This window comes from Haloplanus natans DSM 17983 (assembly GCF_000427685.1).
Classification (GTDB): Archaea; Halobacteriota; Halobacteria; order Halobacteriales; family Haloferacaceae; genus Haloplanus; species Haloplanus natans.
In genome coordinates this window covers 1679127-1700077 of the sequence record NZ_KE386573.1, presented here as the reverse complement: position 1 = coordinate 1700077, position 20951 = coordinate 1679127, and the positions used below count along the sequence as shown (strand labels likewise).

Below are 20951 nucleotides of genomic sequence, written 5' to 3'. Positions count from 1 at the left end.
TCGCGGTCGCTGTAACAACGTTTAAGCGCGGCTCGGCACCACGACCAGCCATGACGACAACCGTTCCCGGACCGACGCTCGGCGTCGTCGGCGGTGGCCAACTCGGCCGGATGCTCGCCGAGGCGGCCGCCCCGCTCGGCGTCGAGACCATCGTCCTCGATCCGACGCCGGACTGTCCGGCCGCGCCCGTCGCCCGCGACCAGATCGTCGGCGACTTCGACGACCCCGAGGCGATCGGTCGGCTGGCCGATCGCACCGATGCGCTGACCTACGAGATCGAACTCGCGGACCCCGACCATCTGGCGGCCGCGGGCGCCGAGTCGGACGTGCCGGTCCATCCGACCCCCGAGACGCTGCGGACGATCCAGGACAAGTGGCTGGAAAAGGAGATGCTCGCCGAGGCGGGGGTTCCGGTGCCCGCGTACCGCCGTGTCGACTCGGTTGCCGACCTCGAAGCCGCCGTCTCCGAGTTCGGCGGCGTCATGCTCAAAGCGCGCGAGGGCGGCTACGACGGCCGGGGAAACCTCCCCGTCCACTCGCCCGACGAGGCCGAGGCGGCCCTGGAGGAGGCCGTCGGCACGGCCGAAGAGCCGAGCGCCCTCGCCGAGACGTTCGTGGACTTCGAGCGTGAAGTCTCCGTCATCGGCGTCCAGGGCGACGGCGAGGTTCGGACGTTCCCCGTCGGTGAGAACGTCCACGAAGAAGAGATTCTGCGGGAGACGGTCGTTCCGGCGCGGACGAGCGACGGCGTGAAAGAGCGCGCCCAGTCCGTCGCCCGCGACGTCCTCGACGCCCTCGACGGACGCGGCGTCTTCGGTATCGAACTGTTCGAGACCCCCGAAGGGGATATTTTGGTCAACGAAATCGCGCCCCGCCCCCACAACTCCGGACACTGGAGCATCGAGGGGGCGGTCACCTCGCAGTTCGAACAGCACGCTCGCGCAGTCCTCGGGTGGCCGCTGGGGTCGACCCGTCAGCGCGCGCCGACGGTGAGCGCGAACGTCCTTGGCACCATCGACGAGCCCCGAACGGCCGAACTCGGCGGCGTCGATGCCGTCCTCGAACGCGAGGCGACCCACCTCCACTGGTACGGGAAAGACGAGGTTCGACCCCTGCGGAAGATGGGGCACGTGACGGCAACGGACGAGGACGGCGACGGTGATCTGACCGCCCTCCTCGAATCGACCCGCGAACTGCGCGACAGTCTGAGGTTCCAATGACCGACGTAACCGACCTGATCGACGAACTGCACGCACAGGCCGACAGGGACCGTCAGACCGAGGCGACCCCCGAGGTGGGGATCATCATGGGGTCGGACTCGGATCTGGACGTGATGGCGGGGGCGTACGACGCCCTCCGCGAACTCGGATTCGCCGAACAGACTGACTACGACAATCCGCCAGAGGCGCGTTTCTCCTTCGAGAGCTACGTCGTCTCGGCCCACCGGACGCCGGACCTGATGTACGCCTACGGCGAGACGGCGACGGACCGGGGACTGGACGTGGTCATCGCGGGCGCGGGCGGGAAATCCGCGGACCTGCCGAACATGATTGCCTCCATCGCCTATCCGCTCCCGGTGATCGGGGTGCCGGTCCAGGAGAAGTCGGTGGATTCGGTGATCGGGATGCCGACGGGCGCGCCCATCGTCGCCGTCGACGCGGGCAAATCGTACAACGCGGCGCTGTCGGCGGTCCAGATCCTCGGCCGGGAGCACGACGAACTCGTGACCAGACTGGAGACCGAACACGACGAGTTGCGGGCGGGCGTCGCGGACGTCTCTCGGGCGCTGCACGACCGGGGCATCGACGGGTTCCGGGAGCGGGGGGAGTAGGGCCACACTGCCGGCGCGACAGGCCGTGAGCCGCCCGTAGACGTGCGCGAAATCGGCTCACGTCGTGGAATGGCATAAATCAACGCTTATGGGGGAGCACCCCTAACCCGCAGGATGACAGGAATCAAGGTATGAATCAGTGGATAGCAATCGGTGCACTCGGCCTGGTCGGCGTCGGCATCCCCATCGGGATGATGGTGGTGTCCGCGCTCCTCCGGCCGACGATCACCGAACAGGGAAAGACCGTCATCTACGAGAGTGGTGAGGTCCCGACGGGGACGGCGCACGTCCAGTTCAACATCCAGTACTACATGGTCGCGCTGTTGTTCGTCATCTTCGACGTGGAGACCGTCCTGATCTTCCCGTGGACGTTGATCTATCGGTCGGCGCTGGAAGGCGGGGCGACCCTCCTCCAGACGCTCGTGCCGATGCTGGTGTTCATCGGGGTCCTCGTCGTCGGTCTCGTCTGGGCCTGGCGGAACGGCGCGGTCGAGTGGGTCAAGAGCCCGCGCGCGAACCGCCGTAAAACGGAGCGTCAATCATGAGTAGTGAACAGGAACGATTCGTCACCGACACGACAAAGGTAGGCAGCGAGACCCGCGACGCCCGTATCGGGGCGTCCGGCACCGACAACCGGTTCAACTCCAAACTTCGCGAGGCCTTCGGCTCCTCGCCGTTCATCCTCACGAAGTTCGATCGGTTCATGGAGTGGGTGCGTGGCTCCTCGATGTTCATGCTACAGTTCGGTATCGCCTGCTGTAGTATCGAGATGATGCACACGTACGCGGTAAAGCACGACCTCGACCGGTTCGGGGCCGGCGTGCCGCGCGCGTCGCCGCGACAGGCCGACGTGATAATCGTCCCGGGGACCATCGTCTCGAAGTTCGCCCCGCGGATGAAACGCGTCTACGACCAGATGCCCGAACCCAAGTTCGTCGTCGGCATGGGGTCGTGTACCATCTCCGGCGGGCCGTTCCAGGAGGGGTACAACGTCATCAAGGGCGCCGAGGAGGTCATTCCGGTGGACATCCACGTCCCCGGCTGTCCGCCCCGCCCCGAGGCGTTGGTGTACGGCGTCGCCAAACTGCAAGAGCGCATCGCCAACGGCGAGAGTTCGCCGGTGACGGTCAAGCCCTACGAACTCGAACAGTTCAGCGACCTCGACCGCGACGAAGTGGTCGACAAACTCGCCGAACAGATCGACGAGGACGACCTCGTCATGCGGTACAACTGGGCCGACTCGCCATGAGTCTCGAAGAATCCACCCCGGAGACGGTCGAACAGACGACGGCCGAGGAGATCGACGCCCTACTCGGCGATCTGGTCATCGACCGCGACGACCACCTCAACGCGCCGGGCTTCGTCGTCCGACCGGACGAGGTGCAGGACACCCTCTTCCGCCTGCGCGACGAGGCCGGCTACGACCACCTCTCCTGTGTCACCGCACAGGAGTACGAGGACCGGTACGAATCCATCTACCACCTCAAGAAGTACGACGACCCGACCGACGAGGTGAGCGTCGTGGTGCCGACGCCCACCGACGACCCGGTGAGCGAGTCGGCCGAACCGGTCTACCGGACCGCCGACTGGCACGAACGCGAGGCGTACGACCTCGTTGGTGTCCAGTACGAGGACCACCCCGACCTGCGTCGCATCCTCCTCCCCGAGACCTGGCAGGGCCACCCGCTCGGCCGCGACTACGACCAGGATCGCCCGCAGATCGTCCCGCTACGCGAACACGCCAACCCGCTCCAGGAGGACCACCAGAGCGACGCGGGCGATACGATGTTCCTCAACATCGGCCCGCACCACCCGGCGACCCACGGCGTCCTCCACCTCAAGACGGTGCTCGACGGCGAACAGGTCGTCGACGTGGAGTCGGACATCGGCTACCTCCACCGCTGTGAGGAGCAGATCTGCCAGCAAGGGACGTATCGCTACCAGATCATGCCCTACCCGGACCGCTGGGACTACATCTCGGCTGGCCTGCTCAACGAGTGGGCGTACGCCCGCGTCGCGGAGGACCTCGCGGACATCGACGTACCGGAGTACGCACAGGTCATCCGGACGATGGGCGCCGAACTCTGTCGGATCGCGGCCCACATGCTCGCGGTCGGCACCTTCGCGCTCGACGTTTACGGCGACTTCACTGCCATCTTCATGTACGCCGTCCGGGACCGCGAGAAGGTCCAGAACATCCTCGAAGAGATGACGGGCCAGCGGCTGATGTTCAACTACTTCCGCCTCGGTGGGGTGGTCTGGGATCTGCCCGAACCCCGCGAGGACTTCTTCGAACTGATCCGTGATTTCCTCGACGACCTTCCGGAGGCCTTAGAGGAGTACCACGACCTCATCTCCGCGAACGAGATTCTGCAGGTTCGCACCGTCGATACGGGCGTCCTGCCGCCGGAGGTGGCGAAAAGCTACGGCGCGACCGGCCCCGTCGCACGCGGGTCGGGCATCGACTACGACCTCCGCCGCGACGACCCGTACGGCTACTACGACGAACTCGACTGGGACGTTCCCGTCGAGGACGGCTGCGACAACTACAGCCGCCTGCTCGTCCGCCTGCGCGAGGTGGAGGAGTCGGCCAAGATCATCGAGCAGTGTGTCGACCTGCTGGAGGACTGGCCGGAAGACGAGCGGACGATCCAGAGCAACGTCCCCCGGACCATCCGGCCGGACGACGACACGGAGATTTACCGCGCCGTCGAGGGCGCGAAAGGCGAACTCGGCATCTACGTGCGCGCGGACGGTACCGAGAAGCCGGCCCGGTTCAAGATCCGGAGCCCGTGTTTCTCGAACCTCCAGACGCTGCCGGAGATGTCGAACGGCGAGTATATTCCGGACCTGATCGCCTCGCTCGGCAGCCTCGACATCGTCCTCGGTGAGGTGGATCGCTGATGGATTCGGTGCTCCTGCAGTCGGGGACAGCGACGCCGACGGGGACGGCGAACGCGACGGCCAACGCCTCCGCGAGCGGGCCGATCACGACGCTCCCGGAGACCGTCTCCGGCGCGCTCGGCCTCACGGGCGTCCTCGGTGACGTGGTGGGTGGCCTGATCGGCGCGTTCCTCATCGCCAACATCATGCTCGGCATGACGGCGCTCGCCGGCCCGTGGGCCAAACGGAAGATCACGGCCGCGTTCACCGACCGTATCGCGGTCAACCGGATCGGTCCGTTCGGCCTGCTGATCATCGTCGCCGACGCGGTGCGCCTGCTCTCGAAGGAACTGATCGTTCCGGACGGCGTCGACCGCCCGGCGTGGGACCTCGCGCCGATCATCCTGCCCTTTTCGGCGCTGCTCGGGTTCGCGGTCATCCCGCTGGGGAGCGGTCTCCAGTTGGCCGACCCCGAGACGGGCATCGTCTTCGCGTTCGCGGCGGCCTCGATCGCGTCGCTCGGCCTCGTGATGGCCGGCTACGCCTCGAACAACAAGTACTCGCTTTTGGGCTCGCTGCGCTCCATCGCGCAGAACCTGGCCTACGAGATTCCGCTCGTCGTCACGGCGGCGTCGGTGATCATCTTCGCCGGCACCTTCCGGACCAGCGAAATCGTCGCCGCCCAGACGGAGACGCTCGTCACGGTCGCGGGCATCGCGATTCCGGGCTGGTACGCGTTCGTCAACCCGTTCGCGTTCGTCCTCTTCCTGGCGGCGAACATGGCCGAGATCGGCCGGAACCCCTTCGACATTCCGGAGGCGCCGACCGAAATCGTCGCCGGCTATCAGACCGAGTACTCGAGTGTCTACTTCGTCCTCTTCTATCTCGGGGAGTTCATCCACATCTTCCTCGGCGGCGCGCTGATGGCCGTCCTCTTCCTTGGCGGTCCGGCCGGTCCCGTGCTGCCCGGATTCGTCTGGATGGTCATCAAGATGTGGGCGTTCTTCTTGTTCACGCAGTGGGCCCGCTCCGCGGTCCCGCGCGTGCGTATCGACCAGTTGATCGAAATCGGTTGGAAGGGGATGCTCGTGCTCTCCTTCGCGAACCTGGTGCTCACGGCAGTCATCGTGGGAGTGATCGCGTAATGATTGGAATTCTCAAAGGCATGGCGGTGACGATGAAACACGCGCTGGACGGGAAGACGTTCACCGTCGAGTATCCCGACGTGGCGCCGGAAGTGAGTCCGCGGTTCCGCGGCGTTCACAAGTTCAGCCAGGAGCGCTGTATCTGGTGTCGGCAGTGCGAAAACGTCTGTCCGAACGACACGATCCAGATCGTGCAGGACGACCAGCGCAACGGCGAACAGTACAACCTCCACATCGGCCAGTGCATCTACTGTCGGCTCTGTGAGGAGGTCTGTCCGGTGGACGCCATCCTGCTGACCCAGAACTTCGAGTTCACGGCGGACACCAAAGACGACTTCGTCTACAACAAAGAGCAGTTGAAAAACGTCCCGTGGTACAAGGGGATCGACCCGCTCGAATCCCGTAACCCGGACCGCAGCGCGTGGATCGGCGAAGGCGACGGGGAGATCGACTACCAGTAAGATCCGAGTCGGCGCTGCGCCGTCTCGAAACGTTCAAAGGATTACCTCAAGCAAATTCAAGCAATGGTGTATGAAACGATCGCGTTCGCGCTGTTCGCCCTGATCACACTGGGCTGCAGCCTGGGCGTCGTCCTGGTCGAGGACGTGTGGCACTCCGCACTCCTCCTCGGCGGCGCCCTGTTGAGCGTCGCGGTACATTACGTGATGATGCAGGCGGAGTTTCTCGCCGCCATGCAGATCCTCGTCTACGTAGGCGGGGTGCTCATCCTCATTACGTTCGCCGTGATGCTCACGAAACCGACCTCGGCAGCGGAATCGACATCGACAACGGAGGTGCGGGAGACGTGACGACGAAACCGTCGCTCAGAATGGGCTCCCACCTGCTTCCCGGCCTCGCGGCCGTCGCGCTGTTCGCCGTGATCGCGTTGGCCGTCCTCCGAGCCTCGTTCGGCGACCCACAGGGGTTCGGACCGGACGCCCCGATCACCGCGAGCATCGGCTACGCGATGTTCAACCTCGATATGGGTGCGGTGCCCGGCGAGGGGATGCTCGTCGCGTTCGAGATCATCGACGTCGTGCTCGTGGCTGCGCTCGCGGCCGCGGTGATGCTCGCCCGTCGCGAAGAGGACGGCGACATGGTCGCACTACTGGCCGACGGTGGTCGGAAGGTCCGCAACCGGCTGACCGACGACGACGGAGGTGACCGCTGATGGTTCCGGTCCAGTGGTATCTCCTGCTCGCCGCGGCGGTGTTCTGCATCGGGCTGTTCGGCATCCTGACCCGGCAGAACGCCCTCCTGTTCCTGATGTCGGTCGAGCTTATGCTGAACGCGGCCAACATCAACCTCGTGGCGTTCTCGGCGTACTGGGGCAACGTCACCGGCCAGACGTTCAGCCTCTTTACCATGGCGCTGGCCGCCGCGGAGGTCGCGGTCGGCATCGGCATCATCCTCGTGATGTATCGCAACTTCGGCGACGTGGACGTGACGATAGCCAAGGAGATGAGGTGGTAAGATGGCGGCGTTCGATTACGCACCTGCCATCGTCTTGCTTCCCTTCCTCTCTTTTGTCGTCTCGCTCGGCGGCGGGAAATACCTCCCCAAGGGCGGCGCGTTCGGCGGTATCGCCGCCACCGCCGGCTCCCTGCTCCTGTCGGCCTGGGTCTTCCTGACCGTCAGCAACGGGAACGCCTACAACGAGACGCTCTATACGTGGGCCGCGGGCGCGAGCGAGGAGACGGTGTCGCTCACCTTCGGCCTCCTGCTCGATCCGCTGGCGGCGATGATGTTGCTCATCGTCTCGCTGGTCTCGCTTCTGGTCCACGTGTTCAGCCTCGGCTACATGAACGACGAGGGCGAGACGGGTCTGCCGCGCTACTACGCCGGCCTCGGGCTCTTCACCGCCTCCATGCTCGGGTTCGTCGTCGCCGACAACCTGCTGATGGCGTTCATGTTCTTCGAACTCGTCGGCCTCTGTTCGTATCTCCTGATCGGCTTCTGGTTCCGGCAGGAGGGGCCGCCGAGCGCCGCGAAGAAGGCCTTTCTCGTCACCCGGTTCGGGGACTACTTCTTCCTCGTCGGCGTCGTCGCCGTCTTCGCCACTTTCGGCACCGCGAAGTTCGCGGGCGAGGGGTCGTTCCCCGTCCTCGCCGAGGAGGCGTTGGCCGGCGCGGCCGAGGTGACCACCTTCGGCTTCGCGCCCGAGACGTGGTTCACCATCGTCGGCCTCCTGATCCTCGGCGGCGTCATCGGGAAGTCCGCGCAGTTCCCGCTGCATACGTGGCTCCCCGACGCCATGGAGGGTCCGACGCCCGTCTCCGCGCTCATCCACGCCGCGACGATGGTAGCGGCCGGCGTCTACCTGGTCGCGCGGATGTACGGCTTCTACGCGCTCTCGCCGACTGCGCTGGGCATCATCGCCCTCGTCGGCGGATTCACCGCCCTCGTCGCCGCGACGATGGGCGTCGTCAAGCGGGAGATCAAGCAGGTGCTCGCTTACTCCACCATCTCGCAGTACGGTTACATGATGCTGGGGCTCGGCGCCGGCGGCTACGTCGCCGCGACCTTCCACCTGCTGACCCACGCCTTCTTCAAGGCGCTCCTGTTTCTCGGCGCCGGCGCGGTCATCATCGCCATGCACCACGACGAGGACATGTGGAACATGGGTGGCCTGAAAGAGCGGATGCCCGTCACGTACTACACGTTCCTCTCGGGGTCGCTCGCGCTCGCGGGCATCGTCCCCTTCGCCGGCTTCTGGTCGAAAGACGAGGTGCTGTACGAGGCACTCGTCCACGGCCTCGCCGGCTCGCCGCTCCTGCTTGCGGGCTACGCGATGGGGCTGGTGGCCGTCTTCTTCACCGGCTTCTACACCTTCCGGATGGTGTTCCTGACGTTCCACGGCGAACCGCGGACCGACATCGCTCGGGACCCACACGGGGTGCGCTGGAACGTGAAGGGGCCGCTGGTGGTGCTCGGAATCCTCGCCGCCACCGTCGGCTTCGTCAACATGGTGCCGGTTCAGGAGCTGACCGGAATCCATCTGGAGTACCTGCACGACTGGCTCGCCCACGGCGAGTTGTCGGCGCTCACGAGCGAGCATTACGGTGAACTGCTCCACGACTACGCCGGCTATTCGGCGGCCGACGTGGCGTCCTACGTCGCGGGCGCGGTGTCGCTCGCCCTCGCCCTCGCGGGCGCCGGCGCGGCACACGTCCTCTACAACGTCGACGACCCGACCGAGCACACCGAGAAGCTCGGCGCGGTCAAGACGCTGTGGTACAACAACTACTACCAGGACGAGTATCAGGTCTGGATCGCCGAATCGGTCGTCCTGCCGCTGGCTCGGCTGGCGGATAAGTTCGACCAGGGTGTCGTCGACGGCGTCGTCAACGGCGTCTCCTCGGTGAGCCTGGTCGCCGGAAGCCGGATTCGACGCGTTCAGACCGGCGTCGTGACCAACTACGCCGCGCTCCTCACCCTCGGGCTGGTGGCGTTGCTCGTCGTCTTCGGACTGATGGGAGGGTGGTTCGTATGATCATCGAAGCACTGATCGCCGTCACGTTTATCGCCGCGTTCGTCGTCATGCTGGCCCCCGACGAGGTGGCCGGCCGACTCGCCGCGGCACTGAGCCTGCTCCCCGTGGTCGGGAGCCTCTACATGTGGAGTCGATTCGACGCGACGGGCAACGCCCTCATGGGCGGGTCGGTCGCGTTCGAGACGATCGTGCCGTGGCTGGAACTCGGTGGCTACACCCTCAGCTGGCACGTCGGCGTCGACGGCATTTCCCTGCCGCTGGTCGTGCTGACGACGATCCTCTCGACGCTCGCAATCGTGAGCGCGTGGACGCCAATCGACGACCGCCAGTCCCAGTTCTACGGCCTGATGCTGTTCATGGAGGCGAACCTGCTCGGCGTCTTCACGGCGCTCGACTTCTTCGTCTGGTTCGTCTTCTGGGAGGCCGTCCTCCTGCCGATGTACTTCCTCATCGGCGTCTGGGGCGGCCCGCGACGGAAGTACGCCGCGATCAAGTTCTTCGTCTACACCAACATCGCGTCGCTGGCGATGTTCATCGGCTTCATCGCCCTCGTCTTCGGCCTCGGCGACTCGGTGTCGTCGCTCGATATGCCGGCCATCGCGCAGGCGCTTCGGGCCGGTGAACTCGGTTCGCTGTACGGTATCCCCGCCGGGACGCTCCGGAGCGTCGCCTTCGTGGCGATGTTCCTCGGCTTCGCGGTGAAGGTACCCATCGTCCCGTTCCACACGTGGCTGCCGGACGCCCACGTCGAGGCGCCGTCGCCGGTGTCGGTGATGCTGGCGGGCGTCCTCCTGAAGATGGGGACCTACGCCCTGCTGCGGTTCAACTTCACGATGCTGCCGGAGACGGCGACCGCCTTCGCGGTGCCGATTGCCCTGATCGCCGTCATCAGCGTCATCTACGGCGCAATGCTCGCGCTGGCTCAACAGGATCTCAAGCGCATCGTCGCCTACTCGTCGGTGTCGTCGATGGGCTACGTCATCCTCGGGCTGATCGCCTACACGACCTACGGCGTCGGGGGCGCAACCTTCCAGATGATCGCCCACGGCCTCATCTCGGGGCTGATGTTCATGTCGGTCGGCGTCATCTACAACACGACCCACACGCGGATGGTGGGCGACATGTCCGGGATGGCCGACCGGATGCCGGTCACGACGGGTATCCTGATCGCGGGCGCGTTTGGCTACATGGGGCTACCCCTGATGGCCGGCTTCGCGGGCGAGTTCTTCATTTTCAAGGGCGCCTTCGAGTCGACGGTCACGGCCGGAATGCCCCTCTTTACCGCCGCGGCGATGTTCGGAATCGTCATCGTCGCCGGCTACCTGCTCTTGGCGATGCAGCGGACGCTCTTCGGGTCGTTCCGCCTCGAAACGGACTACGAGGTCGGGCCCGCCGCGCTCCACGAGACCGTTCCCCTCGCGATTCTCCTCGTGACGATCATCGTCCTCGGGGTCGCTCCCGACCTCTTTTTCGGGATGATCCAGGACGCGGTGAATCCGCTGCTCGATTTCGGAGGTGAGTTCTCATGATCCCGATTCAGACCCAACTGCCGACCTGGACGGCCGTCGCGCCGACGCTGTTGCTCGGCCTGACGGCGCTCGTCCTCCTGATCGTGGACAGTATCGACCCGGACTCGACGCGGCCGACGGCGCTCGCCGGCATCTCGGCGCTCGGGAGCGTCGCGGCCCTCGGCGTCGCCGGCTGGTTCCTGCTCGCCGGCACCGGCCAGGAGGGCGGCGCAATCGAACTCTACGGTGGCTCCATCGTCGTCGACGGGATGAGCCTGTTTTTCACCGTCATCTTCGCCAGCGTCGCCGCGATGGTGTCGCTCGCGAGTTTCGACTACCTGCGCGACCGCACGTACCAGGCGGAGTTCTACTCCCTGGTGATGCTGGCCGCGACGGGGATGAGCCTCATGGGCTCGTCGGGGTCGCTGGCGACGGTCTTCGTCAGCCTCGAACTCGCTTCGCTCCCCTCGTACGCGCTCGTGGCCTTCCTCAAGAAGAACCGCGGGAGCGTCGAGGCGGGACTGAAGTACTTCCTCATCGGCGCCGTCTCCTCGGCGGTGTTCGCGTTCGGTATCTCGCTGGTGTACGCCGTCACCGGTTCGCTCCTGTTGACTGACGTGGCGGCGGCTATCGGCTCGGCGGGTGACCTCGTGGGCGTCGCGGGCATCGGCATCGTGATGATCGCCGGCGGCTTCGCGTTCAAGACGGCGTCTGTGCCCTTCCACTTCTGGGCGCCGGAGGCGTACGAGGGCGCCCCCGCCCCGATCAGCGCCTTCCTCTCGTCGGCGTCGAAGGCGGCCGGCTTCGCCGTTGCCTTCCGCGTGTTCGCCGTTGCCTTCCCCATCGACTCGGTCGTTCCGATGGGCGTCGACTGGCCGCTGCTCTTTGCGGTCCTCGCCGTCGTCACGATGACGCTCGGCAACTTCGCGGCGGCGACCCAGGAGAACGTCAAGCGGATGCTCGCGTACTCCTCGGTGGGGCACGCGGGCTACGCGCTGATCGGCCTCGCGGCGCTCTCGGGCGGCGGCCCCAACGGCGCCGTGATGGGCGCGAGCATGGCCCACCTCCTCGTCTACGGCTTCATGAACACGGGCGCGTTCCTGTTCATCGCCATGGTCGAACACTGGGGTATCGGCCGCACCTTCGAGGACTACAACGGTCTCGCGAGACAGGCGCCGGTCGCCTGTCTCGCGATGACCGTCTTCATGTTCTCGCTGGCCGGTCTGCCGCCCTTCGGCGGTTTCCTCTCGAAGTACGCCCTGTTCTACGAGGCGATCCAGGGCGGCTTCTGGTGGCTCGCCGCCGTCGGCGCCATCAACAGCGCGCTGTCGCTGTTCTACTACTCCAGAGTGGTGAAAGCCATGTGGATCGAGGACCCGTCCGGCTCCTTCGACCTCGGCGCGACGCCCCTCGGCATCTACGTCGCGGTGCTGGTCGCCGCCGTCGGAACGCTCGTCCTCCTGCCGGCGTTCGGGCCCGTCGTCGAGACGGCCCAGAGCGCGGCGACGGCGCTGTTCGCCTGATTACGCCGTCGAGTCGACTTTCGGAAGGTCGTCACACTCCGGTGGCAGGTGTCATAGTGTTTGTCGTAAGTCATTACCGGTGGGTCGCCGGACTATCCTGGCGACCCACCGGTAACCAGTTACAATACACACTATCAGTCGGCCGTCGCCCCCGCTCGTAGCGTCGACCGAATCGCCTCCGTCACTTCCTTCGATCTGAGGACGGTGATCCCGTCCGTCGTCACGAACACGCCGCGTTCGCCGTCGATGACGCGCGTGACGAAGCCGTTCTCGAACACCCGGAGCGTATACTGGTAGTTGCCGAGTTCGCTGTCCGCGTAGGCCACCTGGGTGCGAAATCCGGCCGCCTCGTGTTCGACCGACGCCGCCAGGTCGGCGTCGGCCTCCAGATCCGATCGGAGATACACCTGCTCGTACGCATCGGGCGTAAAATACGTGATGCTCCGCAAACTGTCCCCGACGGCAGTCCGACAGGCGCTCACTAGCTGCTCCTCGAGGGACGGGCCGATCAGATCACGGTTATCACTCATGGCATACGATAACACGCAACACAATTTGATAACTCCATCGCCGGCTCGTGACGGTAGAGTTTTGATACTGACCCCTGTAAGTCAGTACCGATGGTTCGCTGGACCGTCTTGGCGAACCACCGGCAGACAGGTACAATAAACACTATGAGTGGCGGGCGTAACGGTCGGATATGGTGAGGCGGCTCGTTCTCGGGTGTGGCCGCACCGGTGAGACCGTCGTCGGCGTCGTCTCGACGTGGGGCGGCGAACTCAGAGTCGTCGTTCCGGACGAGGCTCGGGTCGAAACGCTCGACGGCATCGCCGACGGCGTCGTTCGGGGCGATCCGGCGGATCCGGCGACGTACCCCGACGCGACCGACATCGTTCTGGTGCTCGGTGAGGACGCCGACCACAATCTCGCCGCCGCGCGACAGGCCCGCGAGACGTTTCCCGACGCCCTGATCGTCGCCTGTGGCGGGGGGGGCGGGGCCGACGTGACCGCCCCGCTCGCCGACGTGGCCGATCGGATCGTCGACTCGCGGGGGCTCGTCGCCGAGACGTTTCTCGATGCGGTGACCGGCGAGGGGGCCGATCGCGTCCGCCGGCTGTTGAGCGTCGTCCGCGACATCGACGGTCGGCTCGCGGTCGTGATGCACGACAACCCCGACCCCGACGCCATCGCGTCGGCGCTCGCGCTCGCGAGCGTCGTGGAGACGGCCGGCATCGACGCCGACGCCTGTTATTTCGGCGATATCTCACACCAGGAGAACCGGGCACTGGTGAACCTGCTCGACATCGATCTTCGGAACTTCGAGACGCCCGACGAAATCGACGAGTACGCTGGCGTCGCCCTCGTCGACCACTCGCGGCCGGGCGTGAACGACGGCCTCGATCCGGAGACCGAGGTGGACGTGGTGATCGATCACCACCCGCCACGGGCGCCCGTCGAAGCACGGTACGTCGACCTGCGAAGCGACGTGGGTGCGACCAGCACGCTCCTCGCGGAGTATCTGGATCGACTCGGCGTGACGCCCGACCGAACCATCGCGACTGCGCTCCTGTACGGCATCCGGATCGACACGCGGGACTTCACCCGCGAGGCGGTCGATTCGGACTTCGAGGCGGCCGCGTTCCTCCTGCCACACGTCGACGAGTCGGTGCTCGACCGCGTCGAGGAGCCGAGCATGAGCCCGGATGTGCTCGCGACGCTCTCGGCGGCGATCCGCAACCGCCGGCTACGGGGCGACGTGCTCACGACCGGGGTCGGCCGGATTCGTGACCGCGATGCCCTCGCCCAGGCGGCCGATAAACTCCTCGATATGGAGGGGGTCCGTATCGCCGTCGTTCACGGATTCAGGGACGGGACCATATACGTGTCCGGCCGGGCGCGCGGCACCGACGTGGACCTCGGCGAGGTGTTGCGGGACGCCCTCGGCTCCATCGGGAGCGCCGGCGGTCACGCCGACATGGCGGGCGCACAGATCCCGCTCGGCATCCTCGGGTCGGTCGAGGAAGCGTCGACCGAGTCGCTGGCGAGCGTCGTCGACGACGTGATCGCCGGGCGGCTTTTCGAGGTGCTGTCGGACCCGCCGAGCGCGCCGCGGCGCGATCCCGCGGCGGCCGATATCGCGTTCGAGTTCCCACTGGCCGAGGAGTAGGACGACCACCCTTTTGAGACTCGGCGTCGTACGGGCCGTCAATGGCCGCGAACGCGACAGTCGAAGACTACATGACACGTGACGTGGCGACGGTGTCGCCGGACGACACCGTCGCCGAGGTGTCACGTCGTATTATCGAGAGCGACGGTCACACGGGCTTTCCGGTGACCGACGGCCGGCACGTCGAGGGGTTCATCAGCGCTCGGGATCTGCTGGCCGCCGACGAAAACGCACGGGTGTTCACCGTGATGGCCACCGACCTCGTGGTCGCCCACCCCGAGATGAAGATCAACGACGCCGCGCGGGTGATCCTCCGTTCCGGCATCCAGAAACTCCCCGTCGTCGACGACGCGGGCAACCTCGTCGGGATCATCTCGAACACCGACGTGATCCGGAGTCAGATCGAGCGTGCGACCCCCGAGAAGGTGGGGAAACTCATGCACACCCTCGAAGAGATCCACGAAATCGAGGTCGAGGAGGAGCGCCGGGAGGTCGATCTCTCGGCGCTCACGCCAACCCAGTCCCGGGTGTACGCCGACGAGTTACAGGGCCGGAGCTACGAACTCGAACACGGACTGGCCGAACCGCTGGTCGTCATCGACAACGCGGGAACGCTCCTCCTGGCCGACGGCCACCATCGTGTCATGGCCGCCAACCGCCTCGATATCGAGGAGATGGACGCCTACGTCATCGTCGTCGACGCCGCCGAGGAACTCGAACTCGGGATGCAACGCACCGCAGAGAAGGAGGGGTTAGAAACCATCGACGACATCTCAGTCGTCGACTACGCCCGTCACCCGCTCATCGAGACGACCGAGCGCCTCCAGGAAGAGGGCCGGTAAGTACCCGTTCGGACGGCGTCGTCTCCGTTTTCCTCCGATCCGGTGTCGTCGCCGTCGTCTCCGTCGTCACCGTTCTCCTCCGATCCGGTGTCGTCACCGTCACCACCCTCGTCCGGTCGGTCGACCCCGACCAGATCGAGTTCGGGCACGAGCATACCGAGCACCGACAGCGAGTAGTAGCGGACGAACGTGAGTGCCGGCACCTGCACGATCAGGCCGACGACGATCATCACGAGAACGAACAGGGCGACTAGGACGCCGCCGATCACCAGTCCGACGGTGGTGGCGCCGGCGGCGTGGACGGCGAAATACAGGAGCGCGCCCACGATGACGAACGGAATCGCGACGATCAGCGCCGCCAGCAGGACGACCAGCGAGACGGCGAGGCCCACCGCGATACCGAGGACGAACTTCGCGACGACGTAGAGTCCGACCTGCTTCCACTCGGCACGGAGCGTCGGCCAGAGGCGCCGCCAGCCGTCGAGGACGCCCACGCCCTCGGCCAGCATCGTCGGCACCACGAAGTCCGTCGTCAGGCCGAGGACGACGCTCCCGACGAGGGCGACGACGCCGAACACGATCACCAGCGGGACGAGGAGGACGAGGAAGGCGGGCGAGACGCCGATGCCGAACCCGAACACCGCGAGAAGCGGCAGGCCGATCACCAGCAGACTCACCAGACCGACGACGAGTCGGAACCCGAACAGCCGGAAGCCGGGTCGGACGTTCGCGCCGAACGGGTCGCGGATCGACACCTCGCGGTCGCGGAGGCCGACGATCAGGACGAACTCCATGATGGCGCCGACGAGGCTCCAGACGAGCGCCAACAGGAGGATCAGGAGGACGATCCCGGCCACGATCGTGACGGCCGTGCCGACCTCCGGTATCGACGGGGCGGGAACGTCCGACGGGACGCCGCCCCCACCACCGCCCGACGGGACGTTGACATTGCTCCCGCCGGTCGGGACGCCGCCGCCGACGCCGACGAAGAGGGCGATCAGGGCGAGTCGAAGCCACCGGCCGCGGTCGATGGGTCGGAGGAGCTCTTCGGTCGCGTCACGGGCGTCCGAGAGGGCGGCGAAGGCGTACCAGCGGGAGGGCATACGAGGTTCGTCGGCCCGACATGACAAAAGTATGTATGACCAGTCTCGACGACCGGGGTGGCGATATTTTAGTCCCGGGTCCGAACACCCGGTCATGACCACCTTCGAACGCCGGACACGGCGCGCCCAGTCGCGCCTCGACGCCGCCGGTGCCGACGCACTCGCGCTCACTCCCGGTCGGGACTGTTACTACTTGACCGGCGTCGACGCCGAGGCGAGCGACCGCCTCCAACTCCTCGTCGTTCCCGTCGACGGCGACCCGACGTTCGTCGTCCCGACGCTCGAAGCCGATTCGATGACGACGTGGGTCCACGACGTGCGAACGTGGGACGACGAAACCGGTCCCGGTCCGGCGCTCGACCCGCTTCTCGACAGCCTGTCGCCGTCCCGTGTCCTCCTCGCGGACCGGATGTGGGTTCGGTTCTCGCTCGCGCTCCGGGAGCGACTCCCCGACGCGTCTTTCGGCCTCGCGAGCGAGGTGCTCTCGCCCCTGCGCCGGCGGAAAGACGGCCGGGAACTCGACGCGCTCCGGGCGGCGGCCGAGGCCGCCGACGCGACGATGCGGGACCTGCGCGCCCTCGGCGCCGACGCCGTGGGGACGACCGAAGCCGACCTCGCCGCGTACATCGAGGAGCGTCTGGAAGCGAACGGTGGGACGGGCGTCGCCTTCGAGACCATCGTCGGCGCGGGGGCCAACGGCGCCGACCCGCACCACGCGAGCGGCGAGCGAGAGATTCGGGCCGGCGAGCCGGTGGTCCTCGATTTCGGAACGCGGGTCGACGCCTATCCGAGCGACCAGACCCGGACCGTCGTCTTCGACGGGGAGCCAAGCGAGGAGTTCCGGCGGGTTCACGACGTCGTCCGCGAGGCGCAGTCCCGGGCCATCGCGGCGGTCGAATCCGGCGTGACCGCCGGATCGGTTGATCGCGCCGCCCGCGAGGTAATCGAGGACGCGGGCTACGGCGACCGGTTCGTCCACCGGACGGGCCACGGCGTCGGCCTCGACGTCCACGAGGCGCCCGACATCGTCGCCGGAAACGAGACGAAACTCGAACCGGGGATGGTCTTCAGCGTCGAACCCGGCGTCTACCTGCCCGATCGCTTCGGCGTGCGGATCGAGGATCTGGTGGTCGTCACCGACGACGGCGGGTGCGAGCGGCTGAACCACACCGACCGTCGGTGGCGGGGTTAGTCGTTGCCGTCGCCGATCAGCGCGTCCACGTCGGCGTGATCGGTCAGGAGCGACCGCATCACGTCGACGGTGTGTTCGTCGCGCGTCCGCCCGCTCCGAACCACGTCCTCGGCGCGTTCGAGCGTCGAGAGCGTATCGGCCGCCGTGAGCAGGACGGGCACGCCCTTTTCCGCCGCCTTCCCGAGGACGGTCCCCGGTGGGCGCCGACCGCCGGTGATGACCAGACAGTTGATGCCCGGCGCTTCGAGCGCGGCGGTGTGGATATCCGTTCGGTCGCCGCCGGTGATGACGGCGGCGTCTTTCGTCCGCCGGAAGAAGCGAAGCGCCGACTCGCCGCTCATCGCGCCGACGAGGAACCGCTCGACGACGCCGTCGGTCGGGACGTCGGTCAGCGTCTCGACGCCGAGTTCATCGGCGAGTTCGGCGACGGTGACCCCCGCCAGACTGGGGTCACGGGGGAGGATGCCCACGACGGGGATATCCCTCTTTTCGAGGAACGGGACGACGATGCTCTCGACTTCGTCGTAGGCGGTTTCGGACACCCGATTGAAAACGACGCCGCGAAGGCGGTGGCCGAGCTGGCGGGCGGCCGCGAGCGTCTCGTCCACGTCCGGCGGCGACTCGTAGTCGGCGACGAGGACCACGTCGGCGTCCAGTAGGTCGGCCACGTCGGCGTCGGTCAGGTCGACGACCCCGCCGGTGGTGAGGCGGCCGCCACCTTCGACGGCGACGAAGTCCCGACCCTCGCTCACGGCGTCGAACCCCTCGCGAACGCGCTCGCGGAGGTCGGCGGGCCGTTCCCGCCCCTCCAGCGCCGAGCGGACGAACGTCGGCGAGTAGACGATGGGCTCCATCTCGTGCATCTCGTCGTCGGTGCCGAGGAGTTCGCGCGCGAGCATCGGGTCGCGGTCGAGCGTCTTGCCGACGTGGCTCTGGAGGCGGGTCCCCTTGGGTTTCATGTAGCCGACGCTCCGCCCTCGCTCCTGTGCGTCGCGGGCCAAGGCGATGGCGATGGCCGTCTTGCCTGTGCTCTCTCCGGTCGCGGTGACGAGTAGGGTGTTCATGATTCGGGTTCGATGGTGAGTCGGAGGTCGACGGCCTCGACGCCGTCCGGCCGGACGACCAGCGGGTTCACGTCGAGTTCGAGGATCGACGGGAAGTCCGTCACGAGCTGTGAGAGGCGCCCGAGCGTCTCGGCGACCGCTCCCCGGTCCACGGGGTCGCGGCCGCGCGCCCCGGACAGCAGCGGCGACGCCTGAATCTCCTCGGTCATCGCCCGCGCCTCCGTCTCGGCGACGGGCGCGAGGCGGACGGCGGTGTCCTCCATCACCTCGACGAAGATACCCCCGAGGCCGAAGAGGACGAGTGGGCCGAACTGCGGGTCGCGGTTCGCGCCCACGATGGTCTCGATGCTGGCGTCCATATCGACCCGCTCCTGCACTTGGACGCCGAGGATCGTCGCGTCGGGCTGGTAGTTGCGTGCGCGGGCGATCAGATCCTCGTAGGCGTCGTACACCTCCTCGTGGCGGATGCCGACCTTCACACCGCCGATGTCGGATTTGTGGAGGATATCCGGGCTGACGATCTTCATGACGACGGGGTCGCCGATGCGTTCGGCCACCGCCAGTGCGTCGGTCGGGGAGTCGGCCACCTCGCCCGCGGGCGTCGGAATCCCGTAGGCGTCGAGGAGGGGCATCGCCTCGACGCCGAGTCGTGTCGTGTTGCGGTCCCGCGCCCGGTCGAGCACCCCGTTGGCCGCCTCGCGGTCCACGTCGTACGCCGTCGGGTCGGGTCGGTCGCGCTCACGGATCGCCCGATAGCGTTCGAGCGTGGCGAGACTCCCGACCGCCCGCGCGGGGTCGAAGTAGGTGGGAATCCCCGCCTCGGAGAGCACGTCCGCCGCCCCACGGGTGCGTTCCTCGCCCATCAGACACGTCGTCACGGGGAGGCCGTGGGTGGCCTGGAGGTCGACCACGTCGGCGGCGAGCCGGTCGAAATCGATCGTCGCGGTGGGGGCGGCGAGGACGACGGCCGAGCCCACGGCGCCGTCGGCGAGGGCGATATCGACGGCGTCGCGGAGGCGGTCGTTGTCGGCGTCGCCGATGACGTCGACGGGGTTGTAGACGTTCGCGCCCTCGGGCAGGCGGTCGCGGAGGGCGTCGACGGTCGTCGAGCCGAAGTCGGCGAGCGAGAGGGGGCCATCGCCGACGGCGTCGGTCGCCATCACGCCCGGCCCGCCGGCGTTGGTGACGACCGCGACCCCGTTGGTCTCCGGAACCGGCTGGCCGGCGAGGGCGCGCGCGGCGTCGAAGAGGTCCTGAACGGAGTCGGCGCGGACGACTCCCGCCTCGCGGAGGCCGGCCGCGTAGGCGCGGTCCCGCCCCGCCATCGCACCGGTGTGGGAGGACGCCGCCTGCGCGCCCGCTTCGGTCCGCCCCGACTTCACGACGACCACCGGCGTCTCGCGGGTCACCTCGCGGGCCGTCTCGACGAACCGGCGCCCGTCCTCGATGCTCTCTAGGTAGCCGACGATCACGTCGGTGTCCTCGTCGTCGCCCCAGTTCGCCACGAAGTCGGTCTCGTCGAGGACGGCCTTGTTGCCGAGCGACACCACGTCCTTGAACCCGACTCCCTGATCGGCCGCCCAGTCGAGGACGGCGGTGACGAACGCGCCCGACTGGCTCAGAAAGGAGATGGAGCCCGGCGGCGCCGACCGGGGGGCGAACGTGGCGTTCAACCCGACCGGCGTGCTGATGATCCCGAGACAGTTCGGCCCGACGAGGTTCAGGTCGTACTCCGCCGCCGCGGCTTCGAGTTCGCGCTCACGGTCGACACCCTCGCCGCCCGTCTCGCCGAACCCCGCGGTGACGACGACGACGTTTGTGACCCCGGTTGCACCCGCCTCGCGCACCACGTCGACGGCGATCGGCGCCGGGACGGCCACCACGACGAGGTCGGCGTCGGCCTCGCTCACGCTGTCGACGCAGTCGAGGCCACGGACCGACTCGTAGTTCGGATTCACCGGCACGACCGTCCCGTCGAAGTCGGCCGTGAGGTTCTCGACGAGCGCGCGGCCGACCGATCCCTGACGCTCCGTCGCCCCGACGACGGCCACCCGTTCGGGGGTAAACAGCGCGGAGAGTGTGCCCATCACCCCCGGCTACCACCGGCCGCCGCATAAACTCCGTGGGCGGTTCCCCCCGAATCTGACGGACCGCCGACTCCACACGGCACGGATTAGGCCGACCAAAAGTATCGAAGATA

Annotated in this window: 20 protein-coding genes; 16 read left to right on the top strand and 4 right to left on the bottom strand. The window is 67.1% G+C overall.

Annotated elements, in window-relative coordinates:
* Positions 1-50: 50 nt before the first annotated feature.
* The 13 genes from HALNA_RS10860 to HALNA_RS10800 all read left to right on the top strand — a co-directional run bounded on the left by HALNA_RS10860 (position 51) and on the right by HALNA_RS10800 (position 12383).
* A complete protein-coding gene (locus HALNA_RS10860; protein ID WP_049936397.1) occupies positions 51-1220 on the top strand; it encodes a 5-(carboxyamino)imidazole ribonucleotide synthase in 1170 nt (389 codons plus the stop codon).
* Positions 1217-1831, top strand: a complete 615-nt coding sequence (gene purE, locus HALNA_RS10855; RefSeq protein WP_049936396.1) for a 5-(carboxyamino)imidazole ribonucleotide mutase — start codon at positions 1217-1219, stop codon at positions 1829-1831. Before HALNA_RS10860 ends, purE begins: the two co-directional genes overlap by 4 nt.
* 131 nt (positions 1832-1962) lie before the next feature.
* Positions 1963-2376, top strand: a complete 414-nt coding sequence (locus HALNA_RS10850) for an NADH-quinone oxidoreductase subunit A (protein WP_049936395.1) — start codon at positions 1963-1965, stop codon at positions 2374-2376.
* The gene (locus HALNA_RS10845) at positions 2373-3080 is read left to right on the top strand and encodes an NADH-quinone oxidoreductase subunit B (protein WP_049936394.1); all 708 of its coding nucleotides are present in this window, start codon (positions 2373-2375) and stop codon (positions 3078-3080) included. The genes HALNA_RS10850 and HALNA_RS10845 overlap by 4 nt, the downstream gene beginning before the upstream one ends.
* Positions 3077-4735, top strand: coding sequence for an NADH-quinone oxidoreductase subunit D (locus HALNA_RS10840; RefSeq protein WP_049936393.1), 1659 nt, complete (start codon positions 3077-3079; stop codon positions 4733-4735). Before HALNA_RS10845 ends, HALNA_RS10840 begins: the two co-directional genes overlap by 4 nt.
* Complete coding sequence (locus HALNA_RS10835) at positions 4735-5859, top strand: complex I subunit 1/NuoH family protein (protein ID WP_084509985.1); 1125 nt, start codon at positions 4735-4737, stop codon at positions 5857-5859. The genes HALNA_RS10840 and HALNA_RS10835 overlap by 1 nt, the downstream gene beginning before the upstream one ends.
* A complete protein-coding gene (locus HALNA_RS10830; protein WP_049936392.1) occupies positions 5859-6320 on the top strand; it encodes a NuoI/complex I 23 kDa subunit family protein in 462 nt (153 codons plus the stop codon). The genes HALNA_RS10835 and HALNA_RS10830 overlap by 1 nt, the downstream gene beginning before the upstream one ends.
* A gap of 63 nt (positions 6321-6383) precedes the next feature.
* Positions 6384-6668, top strand: coding sequence for an NADH-quinone oxidoreductase subunit J (locus HALNA_RS10825; RefSeq protein WP_049936391.1), 285 nt, complete (start codon positions 6384-6386; stop codon positions 6666-6668).
* On the top strand, positions 6665-7030 hold the full coding sequence (locus HALNA_RS10820; RefSeq protein ID WP_049936390.1) for a hypothetical protein: 366 nt from the start codon (positions 6665-6667) through the stop codon (positions 7028-7030). The genes HALNA_RS10825 and HALNA_RS10820 overlap by 4 nt, the downstream gene beginning before the upstream one ends.
* Positions 7030-7332 (top strand): NADH-quinone oxidoreductase subunit NuoK, encoded by a 303-nt coding sequence (gene nuoK, locus HALNA_RS10815; protein ID WP_049936389.1) that lies wholly within the window; start codon positions 7030-7032, stop codon positions 7330-7332. Before HALNA_RS10820 ends, nuoK begins: the two co-directional genes overlap by 1 nt.
* 1 nt (position 7333) lies before the next feature.
* Positions 7334-9352, top strand: coding sequence for an NADH-quinone oxidoreductase subunit L (nuoL, locus tag HALNA_RS10810; protein WP_049936388.1), 2019 nt, complete (start codon positions 7334-7336; stop codon positions 9350-9352).
* Positions 9349-10881, top strand: coding sequence for a complex I subunit 4 family protein (locus HALNA_RS10805; protein ID WP_049936387.1), 1533 nt, complete (start codon positions 9349-9351; stop codon positions 10879-10881). Before nuoL ends, HALNA_RS10805 begins: the two co-directional genes overlap by 4 nt.
* Positions 10878-12383, top strand: coding sequence for an NADH-quinone oxidoreductase subunit N (locus tag HALNA_RS10800; RefSeq protein ID WP_049936386.1), 1506 nt, complete (start codon positions 10878-10880; stop codon positions 12381-12383). Before HALNA_RS10805 ends, HALNA_RS10800 begins: the two co-directional genes overlap by 4 nt.
* 134 nt (positions 12384-12517) lie before the next feature.
* On the opposite strand, the gene HALNA_RS10795 is transcribed toward HALNA_RS10800, so the two are convergent.
* Positions 12518-12913 carry a DUF7522 family protein gene (locus HALNA_RS10795; RefSeq protein ID WP_049936385.1) on the bottom strand — a complete coding sequence of 132 codons (396 nt, stop codon included), beginning with the start codon at positions 12911-12913 and terminating at the stop codon, positions 12518-12520.
* 170 nt (positions 12914-13083) lie between these two features.
* On the opposite strand from HALNA_RS10795, the gene HALNA_RS10790 reads away from it, so the two are divergent.
* Together HALNA_RS10790 and HALNA_RS10785 are read left to right on the top strand one after the other, a co-directional pair.
* Positions 13084-14550, top strand: coding sequence for a DHH family phosphoesterase (locus HALNA_RS10790; RefSeq protein WP_049936384.1), 1467 nt, complete (start codon positions 13084-13086; stop codon positions 14548-14550).
* A 41-nt stretch (positions 14551-14591) separates the two neighbouring features.
* Positions 14592-15392 (top strand): CBS pair associated ParBc domain-containing protein, encoded by an 801-nt coding sequence (locus tag HALNA_RS10785; RefSeq protein WP_049936383.1) that lies wholly within the window; start codon positions 14592-14594, stop codon positions 15390-15392.
* On the opposite strand, the gene HALNA_RS10780 is transcribed toward HALNA_RS10785, so the two are convergent.
* Positions 15344-16495 carry a DUF7544 domain-containing protein gene (locus HALNA_RS10780; RefSeq protein WP_049936382.1) on the bottom strand — a complete coding sequence of 384 codons (1152 nt, stop codon included), beginning with the start codon at positions 16493-16495 and terminating at the stop codon, positions 15344-15346. The genes HALNA_RS10785 and HALNA_RS10780 overlap by 49 nt on opposite strands.
* Positions 16496-16589: 94 nt before the next feature.
* On the opposite strand from HALNA_RS10780, the gene HALNA_RS10775 reads away from it, so the two are divergent.
* On the top strand, positions 16590-17687 hold the full coding sequence (locus tag HALNA_RS10775) for an aminopeptidase P family protein (RefSeq protein ID WP_049936381.1): 1098 nt from the start codon (positions 16590-16592) through the stop codon (positions 17685-17687).
* Here HALNA_RS10775 and HALNA_RS10770 read toward each other — a convergent pair.
* Both HALNA_RS10770 and HALNA_RS10765 read right to left on the bottom strand, forming a co-directional pair.
* Complete coding sequence (locus HALNA_RS10770; protein WP_049936380.1) at positions 17684-18751, bottom strand: phosphotransacetylase family protein; 1068 nt, start codon at positions 18749-18751, stop codon at positions 17684-17686. The two genes, HALNA_RS10775 and HALNA_RS10770, sit on opposite strands and share 4 nt — an antisense overlap.
* Positions 18748-20838: an acetate--CoA ligase family protein gene (locus tag HALNA_RS10765; RefSeq protein WP_049936379.1), complete on the bottom strand. Its 2091-nt coding sequence runs from the start codon at positions 20836-20838 to the stop codon at positions 18748-18750. The genes HALNA_RS10770 and HALNA_RS10765 overlap by 4 nt, the downstream gene beginning before the upstream one ends.
* Positions 20839-20951: the final 113 nt, after the last annotated feature.

Coding starts and splice junctions, on each gene's coding strand:
- nuoK (WP_049936389.1), top strand. CDS start 7,030: ATGGTTCCGGTCCAGTGGTATCTCCTGCTCGCCGCGGCGGTGTTCTGC.
- HALNA_RS10845 (WP_049936394.1), top strand. CDS start 2,373: ATGAGTAGTGAACAGGAACGATTCGTCACCGACACGACAAAGGTAGGC.
- purE (WP_049936396.1), top strand. CDS start 1,217: ATGACCGACGTAACCGACCTGATCGACGAACTGCACGCACAGGCCGAC.
- HALNA_RS10785 (WP_049936383.1), top strand. CDS start 14,592: ATGGCCGCGAACGCGACAGTCGAAGACTACATGACACGTGACGTGGCG.
- nuoL (WP_049936388.1), top strand. CDS start 7,334: ATGGCGGCGTTCGATTACGCACCTGCCATCGTCTTGCTTCCCTTCCTC.
- HALNA_RS10825 (WP_049936391.1), top strand. CDS start 6,384: ATGGTGTATGAAACGATCGCGTTCGCGCTGTTCGCCCTGATCACACTG.
- HALNA_RS10860 (WP_049936397.1), top strand. CDS start 51: ATGACGACAACCGTTCCCGGACCGACGCTCGGCGTCGTCGGCGGTGGC.
- HALNA_RS10850 (WP_049936395.1), top strand. CDS start 1,963: ATGAATCAGTGGATAGCAATCGGTGCACTCGGCCTGGTCGGCGTCGGC.
- HALNA_RS10765 (WP_049936379.1), bottom strand. CDS start 20,838: ATGGGCACACTCTCCGCGCTGTTTACCCCCGAACGGGTGGCCGTCGTC.
- HALNA_RS10775 (WP_049936381.1), top strand. CDS start 16,590: ATGACCACCTTCGAACGCCGGACACGGCGCGCCCAGTCGCGCCTCGAC.
- HALNA_RS10795 (WP_049936385.1), bottom strand. CDS start 12,913: ATGAGTGATAACCGTGATCTGATCGGCCCGTCCCTCGAGGAGCAGCTA.
- HALNA_RS10835 (WP_084509985.1), top strand. CDS start 4,735: ATGGATTCGGTGCTCCTGCAGTCGGGGACAGCGACGCCGACGGGGACG.
- HALNA_RS10780 (WP_049936382.1), bottom strand. CDS start 16,495: ATGCCCTCCCGCTGGTACGCCTTCGCCGCCCTCTCGGACGCCCGTGAC.
- HALNA_RS10840 (WP_049936393.1), top strand. CDS start 3,077: ATGAGTCTCGAAGAATCCACCCCGGAGACGGTCGAACAGACGACGGCC.
- HALNA_RS10805 (WP_049936387.1), top strand. CDS start 9,349: ATGATCATCGAAGCACTGATCGCCGTCACGTTTATCGCCGCGTTCGTC.
- HALNA_RS10770 (WP_049936380.1), bottom strand. CDS start 18,751: ATGAACACCCTACTCGTCACCGCGACCGGAGAGAGCACAGGCAAGACG.
- HALNA_RS10830 (WP_049936392.1), top strand. CDS start 5,859: ATGATTGGAATTCTCAAAGGCATGGCGGTGACGATGAAACACGCGCTG.
- HALNA_RS10790 (WP_049936384.1), top strand. CDS start 13,084: ATGGTGAGGCGGCTCGTTCTCGGGTGTGGCCGCACCGGTGAGACCGTC.
- HALNA_RS10800 (WP_049936386.1), top strand. CDS start 10,878: ATGATCCCGATTCAGACCCAACTGCCGACCTGGACGGCCGTCGCGCCG.